The following is a 19,740-nucleotide window of genomic DNA, read 5'->3' as shown; positions in this document are numbered from 1 at the left end:
CGGTCAGACCCGGAGCGCCAGCCACAGCGCGACCGTCGCCGTCAGCAGGGTCAGCGGCACGGTCGCCAGCCCGATCAACGTGAACCGGCTCCCGGACGGCGCGCGCCCGGACAGCACCCGCCGCCAGAGCAGGTTGGCCAGCGACCCGGCGTAGGTCAGGTTGGGGCCGATGTTCACCCCGATCAGCACGGCCAGCACCGCGCCGGGTCCGGACGCGGCGACGACCGGCAGCATCGCCAGCGTCGCGGGCAGGTTGTTGAGCACGTTGGCGAGCACGGCGGCGATGCCGGCGACCGCGAGCAGGGCGAGCAGGCTGCTGCCGTCGGGCACGACGCCGGCGACGATCGACTCCAGCCCGCTGCGGCGGACGGCCAGGACCACGACGGCCAGGCCGGCCACGAACACGGCGAACGGCAGGTCGGCCGCGCGCACCAGGTCGGCCGGCCGGCTCGTCCGTGCCCGCAGCCGGCGCAGGGCCAGGGCGGCGGCACCCAGGGCCGCGGGCCAGGCCGGGGGCACGCCGGTCAGGGAGGCGACGCCGAAGCCCGCCACGGTCAGGGCCACGACCGCGAGCGCCGCTCGGGGGATCGGCGGGACGGGGCCGGGTGCGGTGTCCGCCGTCCCGGACAGCTCGGCACGGAACAGCCACCTCAGCACGAGGTACTCGACCGCGACGGCGACCAGCCACGGGCCGAGCATCAGCCCCGCGAAGTGCAGGAAGGTCAGGCCGGTGGCCGCGAAGGCCAGCAGGTTCGTCAGGTTCGACACCGGCAGCAGCAGCGAGGCGCTGTTGGCCAGGTGACCGGTCAGCACGGCGTGCGGCCGCGCAGGGATCCCCATCCGGGCGGCCGTGCCGACCACGACCGGGACCAGGAGGACCACGGTGGCGTCCAGGCTGAGCACGGCCGTCACCCCGGCGGCCAGCAGCCCCACCCGGGCGAGCAGCGCCGTGGGCGATCGGCCCGCGCGGGCGGCCGTGGCGGCCGCGGCCCAGGTGAACAGGCCCTCGGCGTCGGCGAGCGCGGCCAGCACGAGCACGAGGACGAGGAACCCGATCGTCGGCGCGACGTCGCGGACGGCGTCCCCGGCGTCCTCCGGGCCGACGAGGCCGATCGCGACGACGAGGACGGCGCCGGCCGCCGCCACGGCCGCCGCAGGGACGCGGGGGCGGGAGGTGAGGGCGGCGGCGAGGGTGGCCGCCAGCACCGCGCCCGAGGCGGCGAGGCCGATCGGGTCCACGCCGGGCACGAGGACCGACCCTACGGTCGCCGCCGGCAGGCCGCGGGAGGGGAGCGGTCAGCCCCGGAGCGCACCCGCACCGATCTCCAGCTCCGGTGCGGGAGCCGGCCGGCCGTGCAGGTGGCCCTGGGTCAGGTCGCAGCCGAGCTCGGCCAGCCGGCCGAGGGTGACCTCGTCCGCCACGCCCTCGGCGACCACCCGCAGCCCCAGCCGGTGCGCCAGGTCGATGATGCTCGCGACGATGGCCTCCGTGGGGGCGTCGTCGAGCAGCCCCGCGGTGAAGGAGGGGTCCAGCTTCAGCTCGCTGACCGACAGCTCGCGCAGGTAGGCCAGCGAGCAGTAGCCGGTGCCGAAGTCGTCGATGCTGATCTCCACCCCCAGCGCGCGGAGCGCCCCGACGACGGCGCGGGTGCGCTCGGGGTCGCGCAGCAGCACGCCCTCGGTCACCTCGAGGGTCAGCGCCGCCGCAGGCACGCCGACGGCGTCCAGCAGCGCGGCGAGCCGCTCGGGCAGTCCGGCGTCGAGCAGCGTGCTGGCGGAGAGGTCGACCGACAACCGGAGGCCGGGGTCGTCCAGCCGCCAGGCGGCCAGCTGCCGGACGGCCTGGTCGAGCACCTCGTCGGTCAGCGGGCCCATGAGGCCGTGCGCCTCGGCCAGGTCGAGGAAGCGATCCGGGGCGAGCAGTCCCAGGCGGGGGTGCGCCCAGCGCACCAGCGCCTCGACGCCCACGACCCGACCGGTGCCGACGTCGACCTGCGGCTGGTGGTGCAGGACCAGCTGGCCCTCCCCGATGCCGGCGCGCAGCTCCTCGACGAGGGTGAGTGCGGTGCCGTCGCCGGAGTGCCGGGTGCGGTCGTAGAGCGCGTGGCCGCCGCCGCCGCGCTTCGCGTCGTACATCGCGGCGTCGGCCTCGCGCAGCAGCTGGGCGGTGCCCTCGTCGTCGCCGGTCGGGGAGCCGGTCGTGACGCCGATGCTCACGCCCACGTGGACGGCGAGGTCCTCGAGCAGGAACGGCTCGACGAAGCACTCGCGCAGCCGCCGGCACAGGTGCTCGGCGGTCTCCTCGGGCGAGGCGCCGTCCTCCACGGTCGCCACGACGGCGAACTCGTCGCCACCCAGGCGGCCGAGGAGGTCCCCGGTGCGCAGGACCGGGGTCAGCCGTGCGGTGACCTGGCACAGCAGGTCGTCCCCGGCGGCGTGCCCGAGCCCGTCGTTGACCTCCTTGAACCGGTCCAGGTCGAGGAGGGCGAAGACCGTGACCGGACCCCGGCCGCCGTCCTCCGCCATGCGGCGCAGCACCGCGCGGCGGTTGGGCAGACCGGTCAGGTGGTCGGTGAGCGCCTCGGCCCGCGTGGCGGTGAGCTGGGCGAGGTCGCGGACACCCATCAGCAGGCGGACGCCGCCAGCGATGACGGCCGACCCGCCGGCGACGAGCGCGACGGCCGACGCGGTGCCGACGGCGGAGGCGATGAGCGCGCCGGTGCCGATGACGATCACGGTGAAGGCGCCGGCCATCGACGTCGCCGCGTCGCTGGGCTGGGACCTGGCCGGCTTCGGCGCGATCGTGGCCGCGACCGCCATGACGAGGCAGAGGAACGTGCCGGCGACCGGGCCCCAGGCGGGAGCGGCGACCTCGGCCAGCACGAGGCAGGCCGCCAGCTCGATGCCGAGGAAGCCGACCGCGATCAGCACGGGCCGCACGTCTCGGCGCAGGTCGCCCAGCACCCGCTGCATCAGCGTGGTGATGAAGAGCAGCTGGGCGAAGGCGATGTGCACGACCAGCGGCTGGACCTGGGAGCCGGTCAGCGACTCGGGCCCCCCGAAACCGTCCACGGCGGACTGGGTGAGCGCGACCCAGGAGAGCATGGCGGCCACGCCGGTCAGCAGGTTGTCGGGGTCGGCGACCTCGGTGCCGTAGCGGTTCCACCGCACGACGCCGCCGTAGAGGAACACGTAGGCCGCCAGCGGCGCCCACGCGGCGAGGACCGGGCCGGCGTCGTGCGTGGCGGGAACGGTCTCCAGCAGCGCCCCCACCAGGGTGAGGACGGCCAGGGCGAGCGCACCGAGGGACAGCCGCTGCCAGACGTCGCGCTCGGCGTGCACGGTCGCGACCCGCCACCGGAGGACGGCGACCAGGCCGGCGTAGGCGGGCAGGGCGAGCAGCTCGGAGTGCCGCTCGAGTGCCGGAGACAGGTCGGTCGCCGCGAGGAGCACCTGCAGCACCGTGGCGGCCGCGACGACGGCGACCAGGACGCGCGGGCGACCGGGCAGCAGCCGGGTGGCGGGGCCCGCGGTCACGCGAGGCCGACCAGGGTCGCGGGCGCCGGGGACCGGGCCAGCCACGCCTCGAGCTCCGCAGCGGCCAGCGGTGGCGAGTGCAGGAAGCCCTGGCTCTCGTCGCAGCCGAGGGCGGAGAGGCGGGCGAGCGTGCACTCGTCCTCGACGCCCTCGGCGACGACGCGCAGGCCCAGCCGGTGCGCGAGCTCCACGGTGCTGGCCACGATCGCCTCGGTGCGCGCGTCGGAGACCAGGTCGGCGGTGAACGAGCGGTCGAGCTTGAGCTCGCTCAGCGGCAGCTGCCGCAGGTAGGCCAGCGAGCAGTAGCCGGTGCCGAAGTCGTCGATGCTGATGTCCACGTCGAGTGCCCGCAGCGCGGCCATCACGGAGGCGGTGCGCTCGGAGTCGGCCAGCAGCACCGTCTCGGTCACCTCCAGCGTCAGGGACCCGGCCGGCACCGCGTGCTCGGTCAACAGGTCGGCGACCCGCCGCGGCAGCCGGGAGTCCAGCAGGTTGCTGGCCGAGAGGTTCACCGACATGCGCAGCTCCAGGCCCCGGCGCTGCCACTGCGCGAGCTGGGCGATCGCGCCGGCCAGCACCTGGTCGGTGAGGGCGCCCATGAGGCCGTGTGCCTCGGCGACCGGCAGGAACTCGGCCGGTCCGAGGAGACCGCGGGTGGGGTGCGCCCAGCGGACGAGCGCCTCGACGCCCACGGTGCGCCCGGTGCGGACGTCGACCTGCGGCTGGTGGTGCAGCACGAGCTCGCCGCGGGTGAGCCCGGTGCGCAGCTCCTCGACCAGCACGAGCGTCGTCCCTCCCTCGGCGTGCAGGGAGGCGTCGTAGAGGGTGGAGCCGCGGCCGGAGCGCTTGGCGCCGTACATGGCGGCGTCGGCCTCCCGCAGCATGCCGGTGGGTCCGCCGGGCTGGGCCGCGTCGGCGCGCCACGTCGTCGCGCCGATGCTGGCGCCGACGTGCACCGACATCCCGTGCAGCGAGAACGGCTCGGTGAACTGGGCCTGCAGCCGGCGGCACAGGGCGGTGGCGGCGACCTCCGGCGTCACGCCCGGGTCGACGACGGCGACGACGGCGAACTCGTCGCCACCGAGCCGGCCGAGCAGGTCGCTGTCGCGCACCACGGACTGCAGCCGCTCGCCGACCAGCCGCAGCAGGTCGTCGCCGGCGCCGTGGCCGAGCCCGTCGTTGACCTCCTTGAACCGGTCGAGGTCCAGCAGCGCGAAGGCGGTGGGGACGCCGCCGTCGAGCAGTTCGGTGGTCCGGCGGAGGACGGCGCGGCGGTTCGCCAGGCCGGTCAGCTCGTCGGTCAGGGCCTCGCGACGGGTGACCGCCAGCACCGCGAGCTCGCGCACGTTGACCAGCAGTCGCAGTCCGCTGGCGGCGATGGCCAGCGCGGCGCACCACGCGGCCGTGGGGGTCCCGCCGCGCAGCGAGGCGAGGACGAGCACGGCGGCGGAGGCGAGGATGACGACGAAGGCGCCCACCGTCGAGCTGATCGGGTCGGTCGGCTGGGGTGCCGAGGGCGCGGGGCGCAGCGCCACCGCCCACGCGAGGCAGAGGACGCCGACGGCCGAGGCGGGGGACTGCCAGGCGGGCACCGAGCCGGTGGCGAGGGTGCAGATGCCCGAGGCGGTGATCACGGTGAAGGGGACGCTCACCAGCCAGGGGCGGGGGTCGTGGCGCATGCCGCCCAGGAACGCGGCGGAGATCGCGGTGCCGGCGAGCACGAGCCCGACGGCCACCTCGACCGTCACCCGGCGCAGCTCGGTCCAGTCCCCGGTCCCGCGCTCCAGCACCACGGCGCCGACGCTGATCGCGGCCAGCACCCCCGCGGTGCCGTTGAGCACGTCGCCGGGGTCGGCGAGGTTGGTCCGGTAGCGGTTCCACCGGACCAGGCCGCTGTAGAGGTACGGGAAGGCGAGCAGCACGCCGATCGCGAACCCGTTCGCGGCGGACGACGCGAGGCCGGGGACGACGGTGAGCGCCCCGGCGCCGACGATCGTGGCGAGGAGGACCAGGCAGCCGCGGGAGAGCCGCACCCACACCTCGCGGTCGTGGGGCACGTGCCGCGCCCGCCAGCCGAGCACGATGGCGAGGCCGAGGAAGGGCGTGACGGCCAGCAGCAGCCGGGCGGCCGTCCCGACCGCCGGCATGGAGCCCAGCAGGGCCAGCACGACCTGGGCAGCCGCGGGCAGCCCGGTGAGGGCCAGTGCCCATCGGGGTGCCCCGGGCAGCAGCCGGTCGTGCGGACGCAGGCGCATGGCCTGGTGATCGGCGCGACGGTGCCCGGTGTGGACCGTTGCACACTGCCGCGTCCCCCCTGCGGGTGATACGACGGGTTCCGGAACCACGGTGACGGACCGGCCGGTCGCCGGCCGTGCCCCTACGGTGGCGGCATGGGACTCCCTGGCAGGGCGAAGGTGCTGGCGGCCGCGCTGGGCGGGTCCGGGGTGATCCACCTCGTCCGTCCGAAGACGTACGAGTGGCTGGTGCCGCCGGAGCTGGGCGAGGCCCGGCGGTGGGTGCTCGCCAGCGGGGTCGCCGAGATCGGTACGGCGGCGCTGATGGCGGTGCCGGCCACCCGCCGGGCCGGGGGCTGGGCGGCCGCCGGGCTGCTCGCGGCGTTCGTCCCCGCGCACTTGCACACGTTCCGTGTGGTCCCGCGTGCGCCCCTGCCGCTGACCGTCGCAGCGCTGCGGCTGCCGCTGCAGGTGCCGATGATCGGCATCGCGCTGAGGGTGGCGCGCGGCCGCTGACCGGGCAGGATGCCGGGGCATGACCTCTCCCGAGCCGCTTCCCGACGACTGGCAGCGGGCCCTCGTCGTCGTGGCCCATCCCGACGACATCGAGTACGGCTGCGCGGCCGCCGTCGCGGTCTGGACGGCGGCCGGGCGCGAGGTCCGTTACGTCCTGGCGACCAGCGGCGAGGCCGGCATCGCCGGGTGCCCGCCGGAGGTGGCCGGGCCGGCCCGCGAGGAGGAGCAGCGCCGCGCCGCCGCCGCCGTGGGTGTCGCGGTCGTCGACTTCCTGGGCCATCCCGACGGCCGGCTGACCGAGGGCCTGGAGCTGCGCCGCTCGCTGGCCGCGGCGATCCGCCGGCACCGTCCCGAGCTGGTGGTGACCATGCACTGGGGCGAGACGTGGACGCCGCCGGGTGTGGCCCCCGCCTACTGGAACAGCGCCGACCACCGGGCGCTGGGCCGGTGCGCCGTCGACGCGGTCGGCGACGCGGCGAACGAGTGGATCTTCGCCGAGCTCGCCGATCCCGAGCCGTGGCGCGGGGTGCGCTGGATCGCCGTCACGACGCCGACCGGGGTCACCCACGCCGTCGACGTCACCGACGGCATCGAACCGGCGGTCGCCTCGCTCAGCGAGCACCGCCGCTACCTGGCCGCGCTGTCCGACGAGCCGGTGGAGGCGCAGGCGCGCAGCGTCGTGGAGCGGTCGGCGCCCCTCGGTGAGGACGGCCGCCGGTACGCGGGGTTCGCCCTCTTCGCCGGCTGACGCGCCGGGTCCGGCCTCGGCTGCGGCGGTGCGGTCGCCGACCGCCGCCGTGTGTGGGCCGGTGCCTGGCTGCAGCGCGGCACCCACGCCCGTACCGCGGCACCGGGGCGGGCGGGTGCGCGACCTGCCTGATCGCCGTCCGCGGCGATCACTAGACTCCCCGGTACGACGGACGAGTCGGCTGGGCGGTCGCGTCGGCGGGGGAGACCCCGTCGCCGAGGAACGTCCGGGCTCCACAGGGCAGGGTGGTCGTTAACGGCGACCCGGGGTGACCCGCGGGACAGTGCCACAGAGAACAGACCGCCAGCGGTCCCTCCTCGGAGGAGCGGCTGGTAAGGGTGAAACGGCGGTGTAAGAGACCACCGCACACCGGGTGACCGGTGTGGCTCGGTAAACCCCACCCGGAGCAAGGTCGAGAGGGACGGCGGCTGGGCGACCGGCCGCAGTCCTGCGCAGGCGTTCGAGGGCTGCCCGCCCGAGCCTGCGGGTGGACCGCTCGAGCCTGCCGGCAACGGCAGGCCTAGATGGATGACCGCACACCGGGAGGCCGCGAGGCGCCCGGGGACAGAACCCGGCGTACAGGCCGACTCGTCCGTCGCCCCCTGACCGCCCCGTCCCCCGATCAGGGGAACGCGGGTGGGACAGCTGGGGGACGGGTGGCTCCTGACGAGCACCCGCGGGTGAAAACGCCCCGAACCGTGCCGGCGTCGTTGACACGCCATCACTCTGCGTCGATGGTTCAGCGGCCGCTCCACGCGTGTGGCCTGCGTCGACCCCCCTCGACGGAGGCCCACTGGTGACGGAGCGTGCGCACCGCCCGCCCTGTCGCCCGACGTCCGGAGTTCCGCGAATGACCGCAGTCCCCGTCCGCGCCCCCCGCCTGCCCCGGCGGGGCGCGACCGCGGCCCTCGGCGTCCTGCTGTCGTTCGGGCTCCTGCTCGGCGGGCTCGTCCTGCCGACCGTCGCGAGCGCCGACACCGCCCCGGCGCCCGGCCTCCCGACCACCGTGGCCGCCGACCGGCTGCCCACCGTGCAGGTCAACGGCGTCGTCTGGGCGATGGTGACCGTCGGGAACACGGTCTACGCGACCGGCAGCTTCACCCAGGCCCGGCCGGCGGGGGCCGCGGCGGGCACCTCGCAGACCCCGCGCGGCAACCTGCTGGCCTTCGACCTGACCACCGGCGTGCTGAACACGTCGTTCAACCACACTCTCAACGGCCAGGGCCGCACGATCGTCGCCTCGCCCGACGGCTCCCGGGTCTACGTCGGCGGCGACTTCACCACCGTCGACGGCGTCGCCCGCGGCCACGTCGCGGCGTTCAGCACCGCCACCGGCGCCCTGGTGACCGGCTTCGCGCCGACGTCCAACCGGCCGATCCTCGCCCTCGCCGCGACCGCGACCACCGTCTACGCCGGCGGCGACTTCACGACCGCCGGTGGGCAGACCCGCACCCGCCTGGCGGCGTTCTCCGCGAGCACCGGCGCGCTGACCGCCTGGGCGCCGTCGGCCGACAACACCGTCCGCGGGATCGTGCTCAGCCCCGACGGCACCCGGATCAACATCGCCGGGCAGTTCTCCACCCTGAACGGCCAGTCCTCGATCGCGCTGGGCAACGTCGACCTGGCCGGCGGCGACCTCCGCCCGTGGACCCTCGGCGTCACCAACTTCGGCGACGCCGGCGGCATCTGGAACGCCCGGTCCGACGGCCGCTACCTCTTCGTCGTGGTCTACGGCTTCCAGGTGGGCAACCTCGAGGGGACCGTCGCGCTCGACCCGAACACCCTCGCCCTGGTGTGGATGAACGACTGCCACGGCGACCCGTACGACGTCTACTCGACCGGCACCGTCGTCTACACCGCCGGCCACGCCCACGACTGCGAGACGTCGGGCAGCTACCCGGACCAGTCGCCCACGGTGTGGAAGCGGGTCATCGCCAACACCATCGAGCCGACCGGCACGCTGCTGCCGACCACCAAGACACCGCGCTACACCAGCTGGACCGGTCGTCCCCGGCCCACGGTGCTGAACTTCTTCCCGACCCTCAACGCCGGCACCTACACCGGCCAGTCGCAGGCCGCGTGGTCGCTGACCGGCCGCGGCGACTACCTGGTCATGGGCGGGGAGTTCACCACCGTCAACGGCGTCGGCCAGCAGTCGCTGGTCCGCATGGCCAGCAGCACCGTGGCCCCCAACGACCGTGGCCCGGAGCTGACCGCCGCGCAGATGCGGCCCACCGCGTCGTCCACCACCGCCGGCGAGGTCACCGTCAGCTGGCCGTCGTCCTGGGACATGGACAACGAGGACCTGACCTACCGCGTCTACCGCAACAGCGAGACGTCCCCGGTGCACACGGTCACCGCCGCCTCGCAGTGGTGGCGCATGCCGCTGCTCACGTTCACCGACGCGGGGCTCGCGCCCGGCACCTCGGCGTCCTACCGGGTCACCGTCAGCGACGCCTTCGGCAACGTGGTCTCCAGCCCGCAGGGCAACGCGGTGACCGTCGCGACGGCGACCAGCGCCTACGCCAACCAGGTGCGGGCCGACGGACCGACGGCGTACTGGCGGCTCGGGGAGACCACGGGCAGCACCGCCTACAGCGCCGTCGGCACCACGACCCTCACCGAGGGCGCCGGCATCAGCCGCGGCGCCGCCGGTGCCGTCGCCGGTGACCCGGCGGTCACCGCCAACGGGACGACGACGGGCATCGCGGCCACCTCGACGACCGTGACCGCGCCGCCGGCGAACGACCTCACCGTCGAGGCGTGGGTCCGCACCACCTCGACCGCCGGCGGGGTCGTCGCGCAGTTCGGCGACTCGGCCTCCGGCGCCAACACCGTCAGCGACCGCGGCCTCTACGTCGACAGCGGCGGCCGGATCTCCTTCGGCGTCACCCGGCAGAGCGGCGGCGCGACCCCGACCACGACCTACACCGCCGTCCGCAGCCCGGCGGCCGTCACCGACGGCACCTGGCACCACGTCGTCGCGACGATCGGCACCGGCGGCGCCCGGCTCTACGTCGACGGCGCCTCGGTGGCCACGAACTCCGCGCTGACCACCGCCAACACCCGCCTGGGCACCGGCTACTGGATGCTCGGCCGCGGCACCCTGACCGGCTGGCAGAACGCCCCGGCCAGCGGGAACCTCGCCGGCTCGATCGACGAGGTGGCCGTCTACCCGTTCGCCCTCACCCCGGCCCAGGTGGCGCAGCACTACGGCCTGGCGACGGGCGGGGCGGTCAACGCCTCCCCGACGGCCTCGTTCACCGCGACCGCCGCGCAGCTGGCGGTGACCGTCGACGGCTCGGCGTCCAGCGACTCCGACGGCACGGTGGCCGGCCACTCCTGGAACTGGGGCGACGGCACCGCGGCGGGCAGCGGCGCCACCGCCACCCACACCTACGCGGCGGCCGGCACCTACACGGTCACGCTGACCGTCACCGACGACGACGGCGCCACCGCGACCACCACCCGCACGGTGCAGGTGGCGGCCGCGCCGGCCAACGCCGCGCCGACGGCGTCGTTCACCGCGACCGCCGCGCAGCTGACGGTGACCGTCGACGGCTCGGCGTCCAGCGACTCCGACGGCACGGTGGCCGGCCACTCCTGGAACTGGGGCGATGCCACCGCGGCGGGCAGCGGCGCCACCGCCGCCCACACCTACGCGGCGGCCGGCACCTACACGGTCACGCTGACCGTCACCGACGACGACGGCGCCACCGCGACCACCACCCGCACCGTGACCGTCTCGCCGCCGCCGCCCCCGGCGGGCACCGCGTTCGCCGCCGACGCCTTCGGCCGGACGGCCACCGGTGGCCTCGGGACCGCCGACGTCGGCGGGGCATGGACCGTCTCGGCCGGGGCCACCCGCCAGTCGGTCGCCCCGGGGACGGCGACCCTGACGGTGGGGCCGGCGAACAACACCGGCTCCTACCTGGGCGCGGTCTCGCAGGGCAGCGCCGACGTCACCGCCACGGTGTCGCTGGGCGCGGCGCCGTCCGGGTCCGGGCTCAGCCTCTACCTGATCGGCCGCCGGACCGGCGCGGGCTCGGAGTACGACCTGCGTGCGCGCTTCCTGGCCGACGGCAGCGTGCGGCTGGGCGTCGTCCGGATCAGCGGCGGCACCGAGGCCCTGATCGGGGCGGAGGCGACCCTGCCCGGCACCTACACCCCCGGCACGGCGCTCACCCTGCGCCTGCGGGTCTCGGGCTCGGGCACCACGACGCTGGAGGCGCGGGCGTGGACCGGCACCACCGAGCCCGCGACCTGGACGGTCAGCCGCACGGACACCACCGCCGCGCTGCAGGGCCCCGGCGCCGTGGGCGTCACCGCCTACCTGTCCAGCAGCGCGACCGCCGCGGTGCCGGTGCGGCTGACCGCCTTCACTGCTCGGCCGGTCGCGTGACTCCTCCCGCCCCCGCCCCGCGCAGCCGCCGCGACCTGCTGCTGCGCCGGGTGCTCCCCACCCTGGTGCTGGTCCTCGTCGCCGCGCTCGTGGTCACGCTCGTCCTCCGCGGCTCGGGGGACGACGACGCCGCGGCCGCGGACTCCTCGAGCCCGACGACGTCGTCGGACCCGGCGGCACCGACCCCGGACGAGGACGAGCCGGCCGCGGACGAGGACCCGACCCCGACCGAGCCGCCGCCCGCGGCCACCCAGCTGCCGGCCCCGCCGGTGGTCGCCCGCGAGGGCGTGGCCGCGGCCGCCCGCACCATCGAGGCGGCACCGGCGGACTTCGCCGCCCCCGCCTCGTGGTCCGACGGCGCCTCGGTCCGGGTGGTCGCCGCCCGCCAGCAGGTCAGCTCCGGCAGCGGACCGGGCGCTCTGGCGGGCCAGCCGCAGACGGTCTTCGAGCTGGAGCTGGTCAACGCCTCGGGAGCGCCCGTGGTCCTGGACGCCGTGGTGGTCCAGGCGGCCTACGGCGACCCGGCGACCCAGGCCGCCCCCCTCTACGACCGGGAGACGATCGACTTCGCCGGGACCCTGGCCCCGGGGGCCACGGCCACCGCCGTCTACTCGTTCGTGATCCCGGCCGACCGCCTCGGCGCGGTCGCCCTCTCCGTGGACGTCGACGGGTACCGCTTCCCCGCGGTGTTCTCGGGGGCCGTGCCGGCCTGAGGCCGCGGCGGGGTCAGAGGCCGGGCACGCAGGGGCCGCGGCCGAGGACGGCCAGGCCGGTGAGGTCGCCGGTGCCGAAGTCGGTCACCCCGGGGGACGTCTCCGGGTACATCAGCTGCGACGGGTCGTCGACGTGGTCCAGGCCGACCACGTGGGCCAGCTCGTGCTGGATGACCCCGCGGACGATCTCCCGGCCGTCCGGCCGCTCCAGGAGCTCGGTGAGCTGGGGGCCGTCCAGCTCCATCTGCCCGGTGACGAGCACCCGCGGTCCGTCGCCGAGACCGACCACCGCGCTGCCCGCCTGGCCGAGGATGTCGCCGGCCAGGCCGGGGCTCTCCTGCTCGGTCGCCCAGACCACCAGCACCGGCGCCCAGCGGTTCCCGTAGACGTCGGGTTGGTACAGCGCGCGCTCCGGCGTGGGCGCCTCGGCGGTGGGGCCGTCGGCCACGAAGACCAGGCCCGTCGCGTCCGAGACCCGGGCGATGGCCTCGGCGAGCAGCGCGTCCCCGTCCGGGAGCGCGCCGTCGGGGCGGACGACGTAGTGGACCGGACGGCACGGGTCGTAGGCGATGAACGACTGGCCGGGGGCGGTCTGGGCGAACCGGTACGAGTCGCTGGACCCCGACACGGCGGCGGGTGTGCCCAGCGGCTCCCCGGCCGCCTCCCGGCTCGGGGTCGGGTGGTCGGCGGGGGTGGTCGGCGCGGCGGCCGGGGGTGCCGACAGCGAGGGGGCCTCGGTCAGCGAGTCCAGGCGCCCGGTGGCCACGGCCCACACCGCGAGGGCCAGCAGGGCGAGCACGAGCGCGCGGAGCGGCCGCCGCCGCTGCCGGCGCGGGCGGTGCCGAGCGACCGGGGGGACCGGCCCCGGGGCGGCGGAGGGCGGAGGCTGCGCGGCCTCGGCGACCACCCACTGCGGCACCCGCCCCGTGGGGGAGCGCGGCAGGTCGTCCCGGCCGCTGCCCGCCGCGCCGTCCTCCGTCACGTCCACTGCCCCCTCTCGCCTGGTCCGTCGGGACCCAGTGTCGGCCGGAGACCGGCGCCCTGCCCCGGGAGCCCCTGGCCCGACCTGATGCGGCCGGGATGCGCGCGGCCCGACGGAGGAGCACCATCGTCGGAGACGTCGCCTCCGGCGACGCAGCGCCGCGCCCGACCGGGTGGAGGGGGACTCCCCGGCCGGGCACCGGACCGGGTTCCGAGCTCCGCTCCCCGGTCCGGCGCCGCACGCGCACCGGCCGTTCACCTGGGGTACCTACGCTGCCGGCTGCCGACCGGGAGGGGGGCCGATGACCGACGACGTCCTGCCCACCCCGGTGGTCCCGTTCCGCACGGCCGTGCGGGCCTGGTTCCTGATCTCGCTGCAGACCTTCGGCGGCCCGGCGGGCCAGATCGCCGTCATGCAGCGCACGCTCGTCGACGAGCGGCGGTGGATCGGGCAGCGCCGGTTCCTGCACGCCATGAACTACTGCATGCTCCTGCCCGGACCGGAGGCCCAGCAGCTGGCCACCTACGTCGGCTGGCTCCTGCACGGCACCCGCGGCGGCCTGGTCGCGGGTGGGCTGTTCGTGCTGCCGGGCGTCGTGGCGCTGCTCGCCCTGTCGGCCGTGTACGTCGCCTTCGGGACGACGACGGCGGTCCTCGCGCTCTTCGCGGGGCTCGCTCCGGCCGTGGTCGCGATCGTCGCCCAGGCGGTCGTCCGGGTGGCCAGGAGGGCGCTGCACGCGCCGGTGCTCGTCGCCATCGCCGTCGCGTCGTTCCTCGCGCTGGCGCTCCTCGGCGTCCCGTTCCCGGCCGTGGTGGCGCTCGCCGGGCTGGCCGGGTGGCTGCTCGGGCGGGTGCGACCGGGCGCGCTGCCGGAGAACGCGGGGGACGCGGCGGACGCGGGGCCCGCACCGGTGGTCTCCGACGACGTCCTGCACACCGAGGTGCCGTCCGGCCGCCGGACGCTGCGGGTGCTGGCCGTCGGGCTGGTCCTGTGGGCCCTCCCCGTCGCGGCGGTCGCCCTGGTGTTCGGCAGCGGCGGGGTGCTCGCCGAGCAGGGGCTGTTCTTCTCCGGGACCGCCGTCGTCACCTTCGGCGGGGCCTACGCCGTGCTGGCCTACGTCGCCCAGCAGGCCGTCTCCGTGTACGGCTGGCTCGCGCCGGGGGAGATGGTCCGCGGCCTGGCCCTCGCCGAGACGACCCCGGGGCCGCTGATCATGGTGGTGCAGTTCGTCGCGTTCCTCGGCGCCTACCGGGACCCGGGCACGCTGGACCCGTGGGTGGCCGCCGTCCTGGCCTCGTTCCTGGTGACCTGGGTGACCTTCGTGCCGAGCTTCCTGTTCGTGCTGCTCGGCGCCCCGTACATGGAGCGGCTCCGCGGCAACCGGTCGCTGTCGGCGGCGCTGGCCGGCATCACCGCGGCCGTCGTGGGGGTCATCGCGAACCTGGGCCTCTTCTTCGCGGTGCACACGCTCTTCGCCGAGAGCTCGAGCGTCGGCTGGGGCCCGGTCGGCCTGGAGGTGCCCGACCTCGGCTCGGTGCGCTGGCTGGCGGTGGGCATCACCGCCCTGGCCGCCCTGCTGCTGTTCCGGCTCCGCTGGTCGGTGCTGCGCACCCTCGGCGTCTGCGCGCTGGTCGGTCTGGTCGCCGGCCTCGCCGGGGTGCCGGTCGGCTGATCCGGGTCAGCCGACGACCAGCACCCCGGTGAACGCGGGGTCGTGCCGGCTGGTGAAGGGGTAGCTGCCCGGGGTCTCGGGCGCCGGGAACGAGGTCAGGCTGCCGGCGGGCACCACCCTGTCGAAGGAGCCGTCGTCGGCCGTGACCGTGACGTCGAGATCGGTCGGGTTGTGCACCGTGACCACCGAGCCGGGCGCCACGGTCTCGGTGACGGTGAACCCGCTCGGGTCGACCAGCACCGGCACGACGAGGTCGCCGTGGTCGTGCCCGGGCGGAGGGGCCGCCGTCGCACCCGCGGACGCCGGCGCGCTCACCGGGCCCGGGGTGCTCGCCGCGGCGGCGGGCGGGGGAGAGGCCGCGAGTGCGACGGCGAGGGCGACCGTCGCGAGCATCACGCCGACCTCGACGGCGGCGAACCGGCGGAATGCGCCCGGCCGCCCCTCGCCGAGGTCCGGCAGCGTCCGGCGGCGGTGCTGCCGACCGAAGGCCAGGAGCGCGCCCAGGGCGACGGTCTTGCCGATCAGCAGCAGGCCGTACCCCGAGCCGAGTCCGGCTCCGATCCCCGGGCCGTCGGAGAGCACCAGCCAGGCGGCCAGCAGGCCGGAGACGCCGACCGCTGCCGCGCACCCCAGCGCCACCACGCTGAACCGGCCGGCGGCGCGGGAGAGGTCGTCGCGGCCCCGTCCGTGCACCAGGACGGCGAGGAGACCGCCTACCCACACGCTGGCCGCGACGACGTGCACGGCCAGCGTCGTCGTCGTCAGCAGGTGGTCCTCGGCGGCGGCGGAGTGCCCGGTCAGCACCGCCGGCAGCACCACGCCCGCGCCGGCGATCAGGAGCAGCAGCCGCGCTCCGCCGGAGCCGGCGCACCGCCCGGCGGCGACCGCGACGGCCGTCGCCGCGGCGAGCGTGCCGACGGCGGCGTCCCCGGCCGGGAGGTGGGTGAGGAAGGTCCGCACGGACTCGGCGGTGAGGGCGGTCGGCGGCACGCCGACCAGCTCGCTCACGGTGAGCAGAGCCTGCACCACGGTGGTGGCGGCCCAGGCGAGCGCCCAGCGGGAGGCCGCCCGGACGGCGCTGCGGGAGGCGCCGGGGAGCACCGCGCCGGGGAGCAGGACGGCGGCGAAGAGCAGCGTCCCGATGGTGGCCAGGGCGGTCATCCGGGCGGCGAGCGTGACCACCGGCAGGCCCCAGCCCACCAGGGGCCCCGCGTCGGCGAGCCCGGACGCCTCCCCGCCCGGCGCGCCGCCGCCGACCAGCAGCGCCAGCACCAGCACCGCACCGAGGGCCACCGCGCCGGCGACGACGAGGCTCGAGGAGCTCCGGACGGCGGGTGGGCCTTCCGGTGCCTCGACCGCCGGGGCGGGTCCCGGGAGGAGCGCGGTCACGCGCGCCTGCGCAGCGATCGGGCCCCGACCGTGACCGCGAGGACGAGGGCGATCCCGGCGGCGATGGCGATGCCCGGGCCGGACGACGACGACGCCGCCGCCGGCCGGGTCGAGGACGCCGCGCTCGCACCGTCCGCCGCCGGGCCGGCTCCGGTGCCGGTGGTGGCGGTGAACGAGGTGGTGCCCGAGATCGGGTGACCGTCGGCCGACGTCACCCGCCACTCGACGGTGTACGTGCCGGCCGGCAGCCGGGACCCGAGCGGCTGCTCCAGCGTCGTGTCGACGACCTCCGGGTCGCCCTGGCTCACCGTCGTCCCGTCCGGCCCGCGGACGACGACCTGCGCGCCGAGCTCCTGCACGACGCCGCTGAACTGCAGCTCGACGCGGTCCGGGGGCGTGGCCACCGCGGCGCCGTCGGCGGGTGCCGCACCGGTCAGCGCGTCGTGCGCGGAGGCCGCCGGCACCCCGAGCCCCAGGAGCGCGATCGACGCCACGGCGGCCAGCGCCGTCAGCAGCACCGAGCGTCGCAGGGATGGGAACGGCAGGGCGATCCGGGAGGACATGCACGGCGTTCGGCCGCCGCCCCCTCGCCGGTTCGCCGGTGCCTCCGCCGATCGCGAGTGAACCGATCCCGGATCGGCCGCCGAAGACCGTGCAGAGACGGCAGCAGGGCCCGGTCCCGGGCACGAGTCGCCGTCCGGCCCCTTCCCCGGGCCTGAACCGCGGCCGGCGCCTCCGAGGCGCCGGCGTACACCTCCCAACCCGAGGAGAAGTCCCATGCGCAAGGCCTTCGCACTGCCCACCGTCGCCCTGGCCGCGGCGGCGTTCCCGCTGCTCACCATGACCGGTGCCTCCGCCCACGAGGGCGCCCACAGCTTCCAGGCGAACCTGGGCGCGGTGAACGGTTCCGGCGTCACCGGCACCGGCATGGTGACCCTCGACGGGAACACCGCCACGGTGACGATCGACGCCTCCGGCCTGCTGGCCGGCGCACCGCACGCCCAGCACTTCCACTTCGGCGCGGCCGGCACCTGCCCGACCCAGGCCGACGACGCCAACGGTGACGGCTTCGTGGCCGTGACCGAGGCGGCTGCGCGGTACGGCGCCATCGGCACGTCGCTGACCACGAGCGGCGACACCAGCCCGGACAGCGGCCTGGCCATCGACCGCTTCCCGACCGACGCGAACGAGTCCTACACGCGCACGATCGAGCTCACGCCCGACGTGGCCGCCGCCTTCGAGCAGGGGACCGCGGTCCTCGTGCTGCACGGCGTCGACAAGGACGGCAGCGGCACCTACGACGGTGACATCAAGAGCGACCTCGACCCGTCGCTGCCCATGGAGGCCACCGCACCGGCCGCCTGTGGGGCCTTCGACGCCGCGCAGATGGGCACCACGCCCGCCGGTGGCGCCGAGACCGGTGGCGGCAGCACTGCCGGCATCGAGCAGCAGACCGCGATCGGTGTGGGCGCTGCCGCCCTCGTCGGTGCGGCTGCCGCCGGCGCCGTCGCCTACCGCCGCCGCCAGGCCGCCGACCAGGCCTGACCGACCGCCGTGCCGCGCGGAGCCTCCTCCCGCGCGGCACGGCCCGGCCGGCCCGCTCCCGACTCCGGAGGACCCCCATGACCGAGCGACGCATCCCCGGCTCCCGCACCACCTGGCTGCTCGCCGCCCTCGCGCTGGCGGTCGCCGGTGTCCTCGCGCTCGTGGTGGCCCTGACCGGACAGCACTCCCCGCCCCAGCCCGACGCCGCGGCCGGGACGACGGCTCCCACGACGCCGGGTACCGGGACACCGTCCCTGGAGGCGTCGCCGCAGACGCCCGCGCCGGCGTCCCCGTCGGTGCCGGTGGCCGCCCCGGTGTCGGTGTCGGTGCCGGCCATCGGCGTCCGCAGTGACCTCATGGACCTCGGCCTCAACGACGACGGCACGGTCGAGGTGCCGCCGCTGGCCGCCGACGACCGGGCGGGCTGGTACGAGCCCGGACCGGAACCCGGCGCCGTCGGCCCCGCGGTGATCCTCGGGCACGTGGACTCCGCCGAGTTCGGCCCCGGCGTCTTCTTCGACCTCGGTGCGCTGACGCCCGGGGACGAGATCGAGGTGACCCGCGCGGACGCGACCGTGGCCGTGTTCGCCGTCGACCGGGTGGAGCGCCACCCCAAGGACGAGTTCCCGACCATCGAGGTCTACGGCAACACCCCCGACCCGCAGCTGCGGCTGATCACGTGCGGCGGCGACTTCGACAGCTCGGCGCGCAGCTACCTGGACAACATCGTGGTCTTCGCCTCGCTCCGCGAGACCCGCGCCGCGTAGCGCCCGACGGGGAGGCGACCACGGGGCGCCTCCCCGCTCGGACGCTCCCGCGGGGCGGCGCGGATCCCCGGTGCGGCTGTGCAAGGGTGCCTCCCGTGCCCGCCGCAGACGTCGCCCGCCGACGGTGACCGCGCTCGCGGTGGTGGTCGCCGGCCTGGTCGGACTGCTCACCGGTGTGTTCGTCAACCGCCTCGCCGGCCGGTTCCCCTGGCCGTCCGGCGCCGGTGTCCGGGATCTGCTGGGCCGCGGCCGGCTCGCCGTCCGCCCGCCCTGGGTCGAGGCCGGGACGGCGGTGCTGTGCGCACTCACCGCGCTGCGCCCGGGACCGTCCCCCGAGCTCCCCGCCTTCGTCGTCCTCGCCGTCGCCGCGGTGCTGCTCGCGGTGATCGACGTCCAGCACCGGCTGCTGCCCGACCGGGTCGTCCTGCCCTCGATCGCGGTCGTGGCGCTCCTGCTGACCGCCGCCGCGGCGGTCGACGGCGACTGGGCGCAGCTCGGCCGGGCGCTCCTCGGGGCCGTCGTCCTGTTCGCCGTCTTCCTGGTCATGGCGCTGCTGGCCCCCGGGCAACTGGGCATGGGCGACGTGAAGCTGGCCGCCCTCCTCGGTCTCGCGCTCGGCTGGCTCGGCTGGCCCGCGGTGCTGTTCGGCGTCCTGGCGTCCTTCGTGGTGCAGGCCCTCCTCGCGGTGGTGCTGCTCGCCGCCGGCCGCGTCACCCTGCGCAGCGCCCTGCCCTTCGGTCCGGCCATGCTCTTGGGGTCGGCGCTGGCCGTCGCGGTGGTCACCCCGGCGGTCTGAGCGGCCCTTCTCGTTCCGGCTCCCCACGGTCGGGCGTGCGCGGTCCGTGACGACGGCTCCGGCCGTGCATGCGGGCGGGTGACTGCGTACGTCGTCCGGGTGGAGATCCCTCAAGAGCTCCCCGGCGGGACCCGAAGCGCTCCCCACAGCCGCGACGGCGGGCCACCCCCGGCCCGTCCCGGTCGGCTCATCCCCCAGGGAGCACCCGTGTTCAACGCCTACGCCGCGATCGTCAGCCTCTACACCCTCGCCCAGGACCGCCTCCGCAAGGAGGAGGACGGCGCCACTGCCGTCGAGTACGGCCTGATGGTCGGCCTCATCGCCGTCGCGATCATCACCGTCGTCGCGCTGCTCGGCGGCCAGCTCGCCGGCCTGTTCCAGAGCGTCGTCGACGCCCTGCCCTGATCCCGACCGGATCCTCCGTCGGCGCGGCGGCCCC

Annotated in this window: 15 protein-coding genes and 1 other RNA gene; 10 read left to right on the top strand and 6 right to left on the bottom strand. The window is 76.3% G+C overall.

What is annotated here, in order from left to right:
- Positions 1 to 3: 3 nt before the first annotated feature.
- The 3 genes from N555_RS0123170 to N555_RS27145 are packed head-to-tail and all read right to left on the bottom strand — an operon-like array spanning position 4 to position 5,792.
- Positions 4 to 1,248 (bottom strand): SLC13 family permease, encoded by a 1,245-nt coding sequence (locus tag N555_RS0123170; protein ID WP_051684393.1) that lies wholly within the window; start codon positions 1,246 to 1,248, stop codon positions 4 to 6.
- Positions 1,249 to 1,296: 48 nt separating this feature from the next.
- Complete coding sequence (locus tag N555_RS0123165; RefSeq protein WP_156036501.1) at positions 1,297 to 3,537, bottom strand: putative bifunctional diguanylate cyclase/phosphodiesterase; 2,241 nt, start codon at positions 3,535 to 3,537, stop codon at positions 1,297 to 1,299.
- Positions 3,534 to 5,792: a putative bifunctional diguanylate cyclase/phosphodiesterase gene (locus N555_RS27145; protein ID WP_051684391.1), complete on the bottom strand. Its 2,259-nt coding sequence runs from the start codon at positions 5,790 to 5,792 to the stop codon at positions 3,534 to 3,536. Before N555_RS27145 ends, N555_RS0123165 begins: the two co-directional genes overlap by 4 nt.
- A 135-nt stretch (positions 5,793 to 5,927) precedes the next feature.
- On the opposite strand from N555_RS27145, the gene N555_RS0123155 reads away from it, so the two are divergent.
- From N555_RS0123155 to N555_RS27140, 5 genes are all read left to right on the top strand, one after another.
- Entirely contained in the window at positions 5,928 to 6,287 is a 360-nt protein-coding gene (locus N555_RS0123155) for a DoxX family protein (protein WP_029433872.1), read from the top strand.
- A gap of 19 nt (positions 6,288 to 6,306) precedes the next feature.
- Complete coding sequence (locus tag N555_RS0123150) at positions 6,307 to 7,035, top strand: PIG-L deacetylase family protein (RefSeq protein WP_029433871.1); 729 nt, start codon at positions 6,307 to 6,309, stop codon at positions 7,033 to 7,035.
- Between the two features lie 173 nt (positions 7,036 to 7,208).
- Positions 7,209 to 7,630, top strand: an RNA gene (gene rnpB, locus N555_RS27160) — RNase P RNA component class A.
- Between the two features lie 255 nt (positions 7,631 to 7,885).
- Entirely contained in the window at positions 7,886 to 11,437 is a 3,552-nt protein-coding gene (locus tag N555_RS0123145) for a PKD domain-containing protein (RefSeq protein ID WP_051684390.1), read from the top strand.
- Positions 11,434 to 12,150 carry a hypothetical protein gene (locus N555_RS27140; protein WP_029433869.1) on the top strand — a complete coding sequence of 239 codons (717 nt, stop codon included), beginning with the start codon at positions 11,434 to 11,436 and terminating at the stop codon, positions 12,148 to 12,150. Before N555_RS0123145 ends, N555_RS27140 begins: the two co-directional genes overlap by 4 nt.
- A 13-nt stretch (positions 12,151 to 12,163) precedes the next feature.
- On the opposite strand, the gene N555_RS0123135 is transcribed toward N555_RS27140, so the two are convergent.
- Positions 12,164 to 13,132 carry a hypothetical protein gene (locus tag N555_RS0123135; RefSeq protein ID WP_029433868.1) on the bottom strand — a complete coding sequence of 323 codons (969 nt, stop codon included), beginning with the start codon at positions 13,130 to 13,132 and terminating at the stop codon, positions 12,164 to 12,166.
- A 301-nt stretch (positions 13,133 to 13,433) separates the two neighbouring features.
- Between N555_RS0123135 and chrA the strand changes: the two genes are divergently transcribed.
- On the top strand, positions 13,434 to 14,804 hold the full coding sequence (chrA, locus tag N555_RS0123130; protein ID WP_029433867.1) for a chromate efflux transporter: 1,371 nt from the start codon (positions 13,434 to 13,436) through the stop codon (positions 14,802 to 14,804).
- A 6-nt stretch (positions 14,805 to 14,810) separates the two neighbouring features.
- Here the strand turns inward: chrA and N555_RS0123125 are convergent, their stop codons facing one another.
- Together N555_RS0123125 and N555_RS0123120 are read right to left on the bottom strand one after the other, a co-directional pair.
- Positions 14,811 to 16,193 (bottom strand): CopD family protein, encoded by a 1,383-nt coding sequence (locus N555_RS0123125; protein ID WP_051684389.1) that lies wholly within the window; start codon positions 16,191 to 16,193, stop codon positions 14,811 to 14,813.
- Positions 16,190 to 16,756 (bottom strand): copper resistance CopC family protein, encoded by a 567-nt coding sequence (locus N555_RS0123120; RefSeq protein WP_051684388.1) that lies wholly within the window; start codon positions 16,754 to 16,756, stop codon positions 16,190 to 16,192. The genes N555_RS0123125 and N555_RS0123120 overlap by 4 nt, the downstream gene beginning before the upstream one ends.
- A gap of 214 nt (positions 16,757 to 16,970) precedes the next feature.
- On the opposite strand from N555_RS0123120, the gene N555_RS0123115 reads away from it, so the two are divergent.
- The 4 genes from N555_RS0123115 (at position 16,971) to N555_RS26360 (ending at position 19,706) form a co-directional block, all read left to right on the top strand.
- Complete coding sequence (locus N555_RS0123115) at positions 16,971 to 17,738, top strand: hypothetical protein (protein WP_029433864.1); 768 nt, start codon at positions 16,971 to 16,973, stop codon at positions 17,736 to 17,738.
- A 77-nt stretch (positions 17,739 to 17,815) separates the two neighbouring features.
- Complete coding sequence (locus tag N555_RS0123110) at positions 17,816 to 18,505, top strand: class F sortase (RefSeq protein WP_029433863.1); 690 nt, start codon at positions 17,816 to 17,818, stop codon at positions 18,503 to 18,505.
- Between the two features lie 124 nt (positions 18,506 to 18,629).
- The gene (locus N555_RS0123105) at positions 18,630 to 19,301 is read left to right on the top strand and encodes a prepilin peptidase (RefSeq protein ID WP_029433862.1); all 672 of its coding nucleotides are present in this window, start codon (positions 18,630 to 18,632) and stop codon (positions 19,299 to 19,301) included.
- 207 nt (positions 19,302 to 19,508) lie between these two features.
- Positions 19,509 to 19,706, top strand: coding sequence for a Flp family type IVb pilin (locus N555_RS26360; RefSeq protein ID WP_034512147.1), 198 nt, complete (start codon positions 19,509 to 19,511; stop codon positions 19,704 to 19,706).
- Positions 19,707 to 19,740: the final 34 nt, after the last annotated feature.

Source organism: Blastococcus sp. URHD0036 (assembly GCF_000701365.1).
GTDB lineage: Bacteria > Actinomycetota > Actinomycetes > Mycobacteriales > Geodermatophilaceae > Trujillonella.
This window is presented reverse-complemented; position numbering and strand designations above follow the sequence as displayed.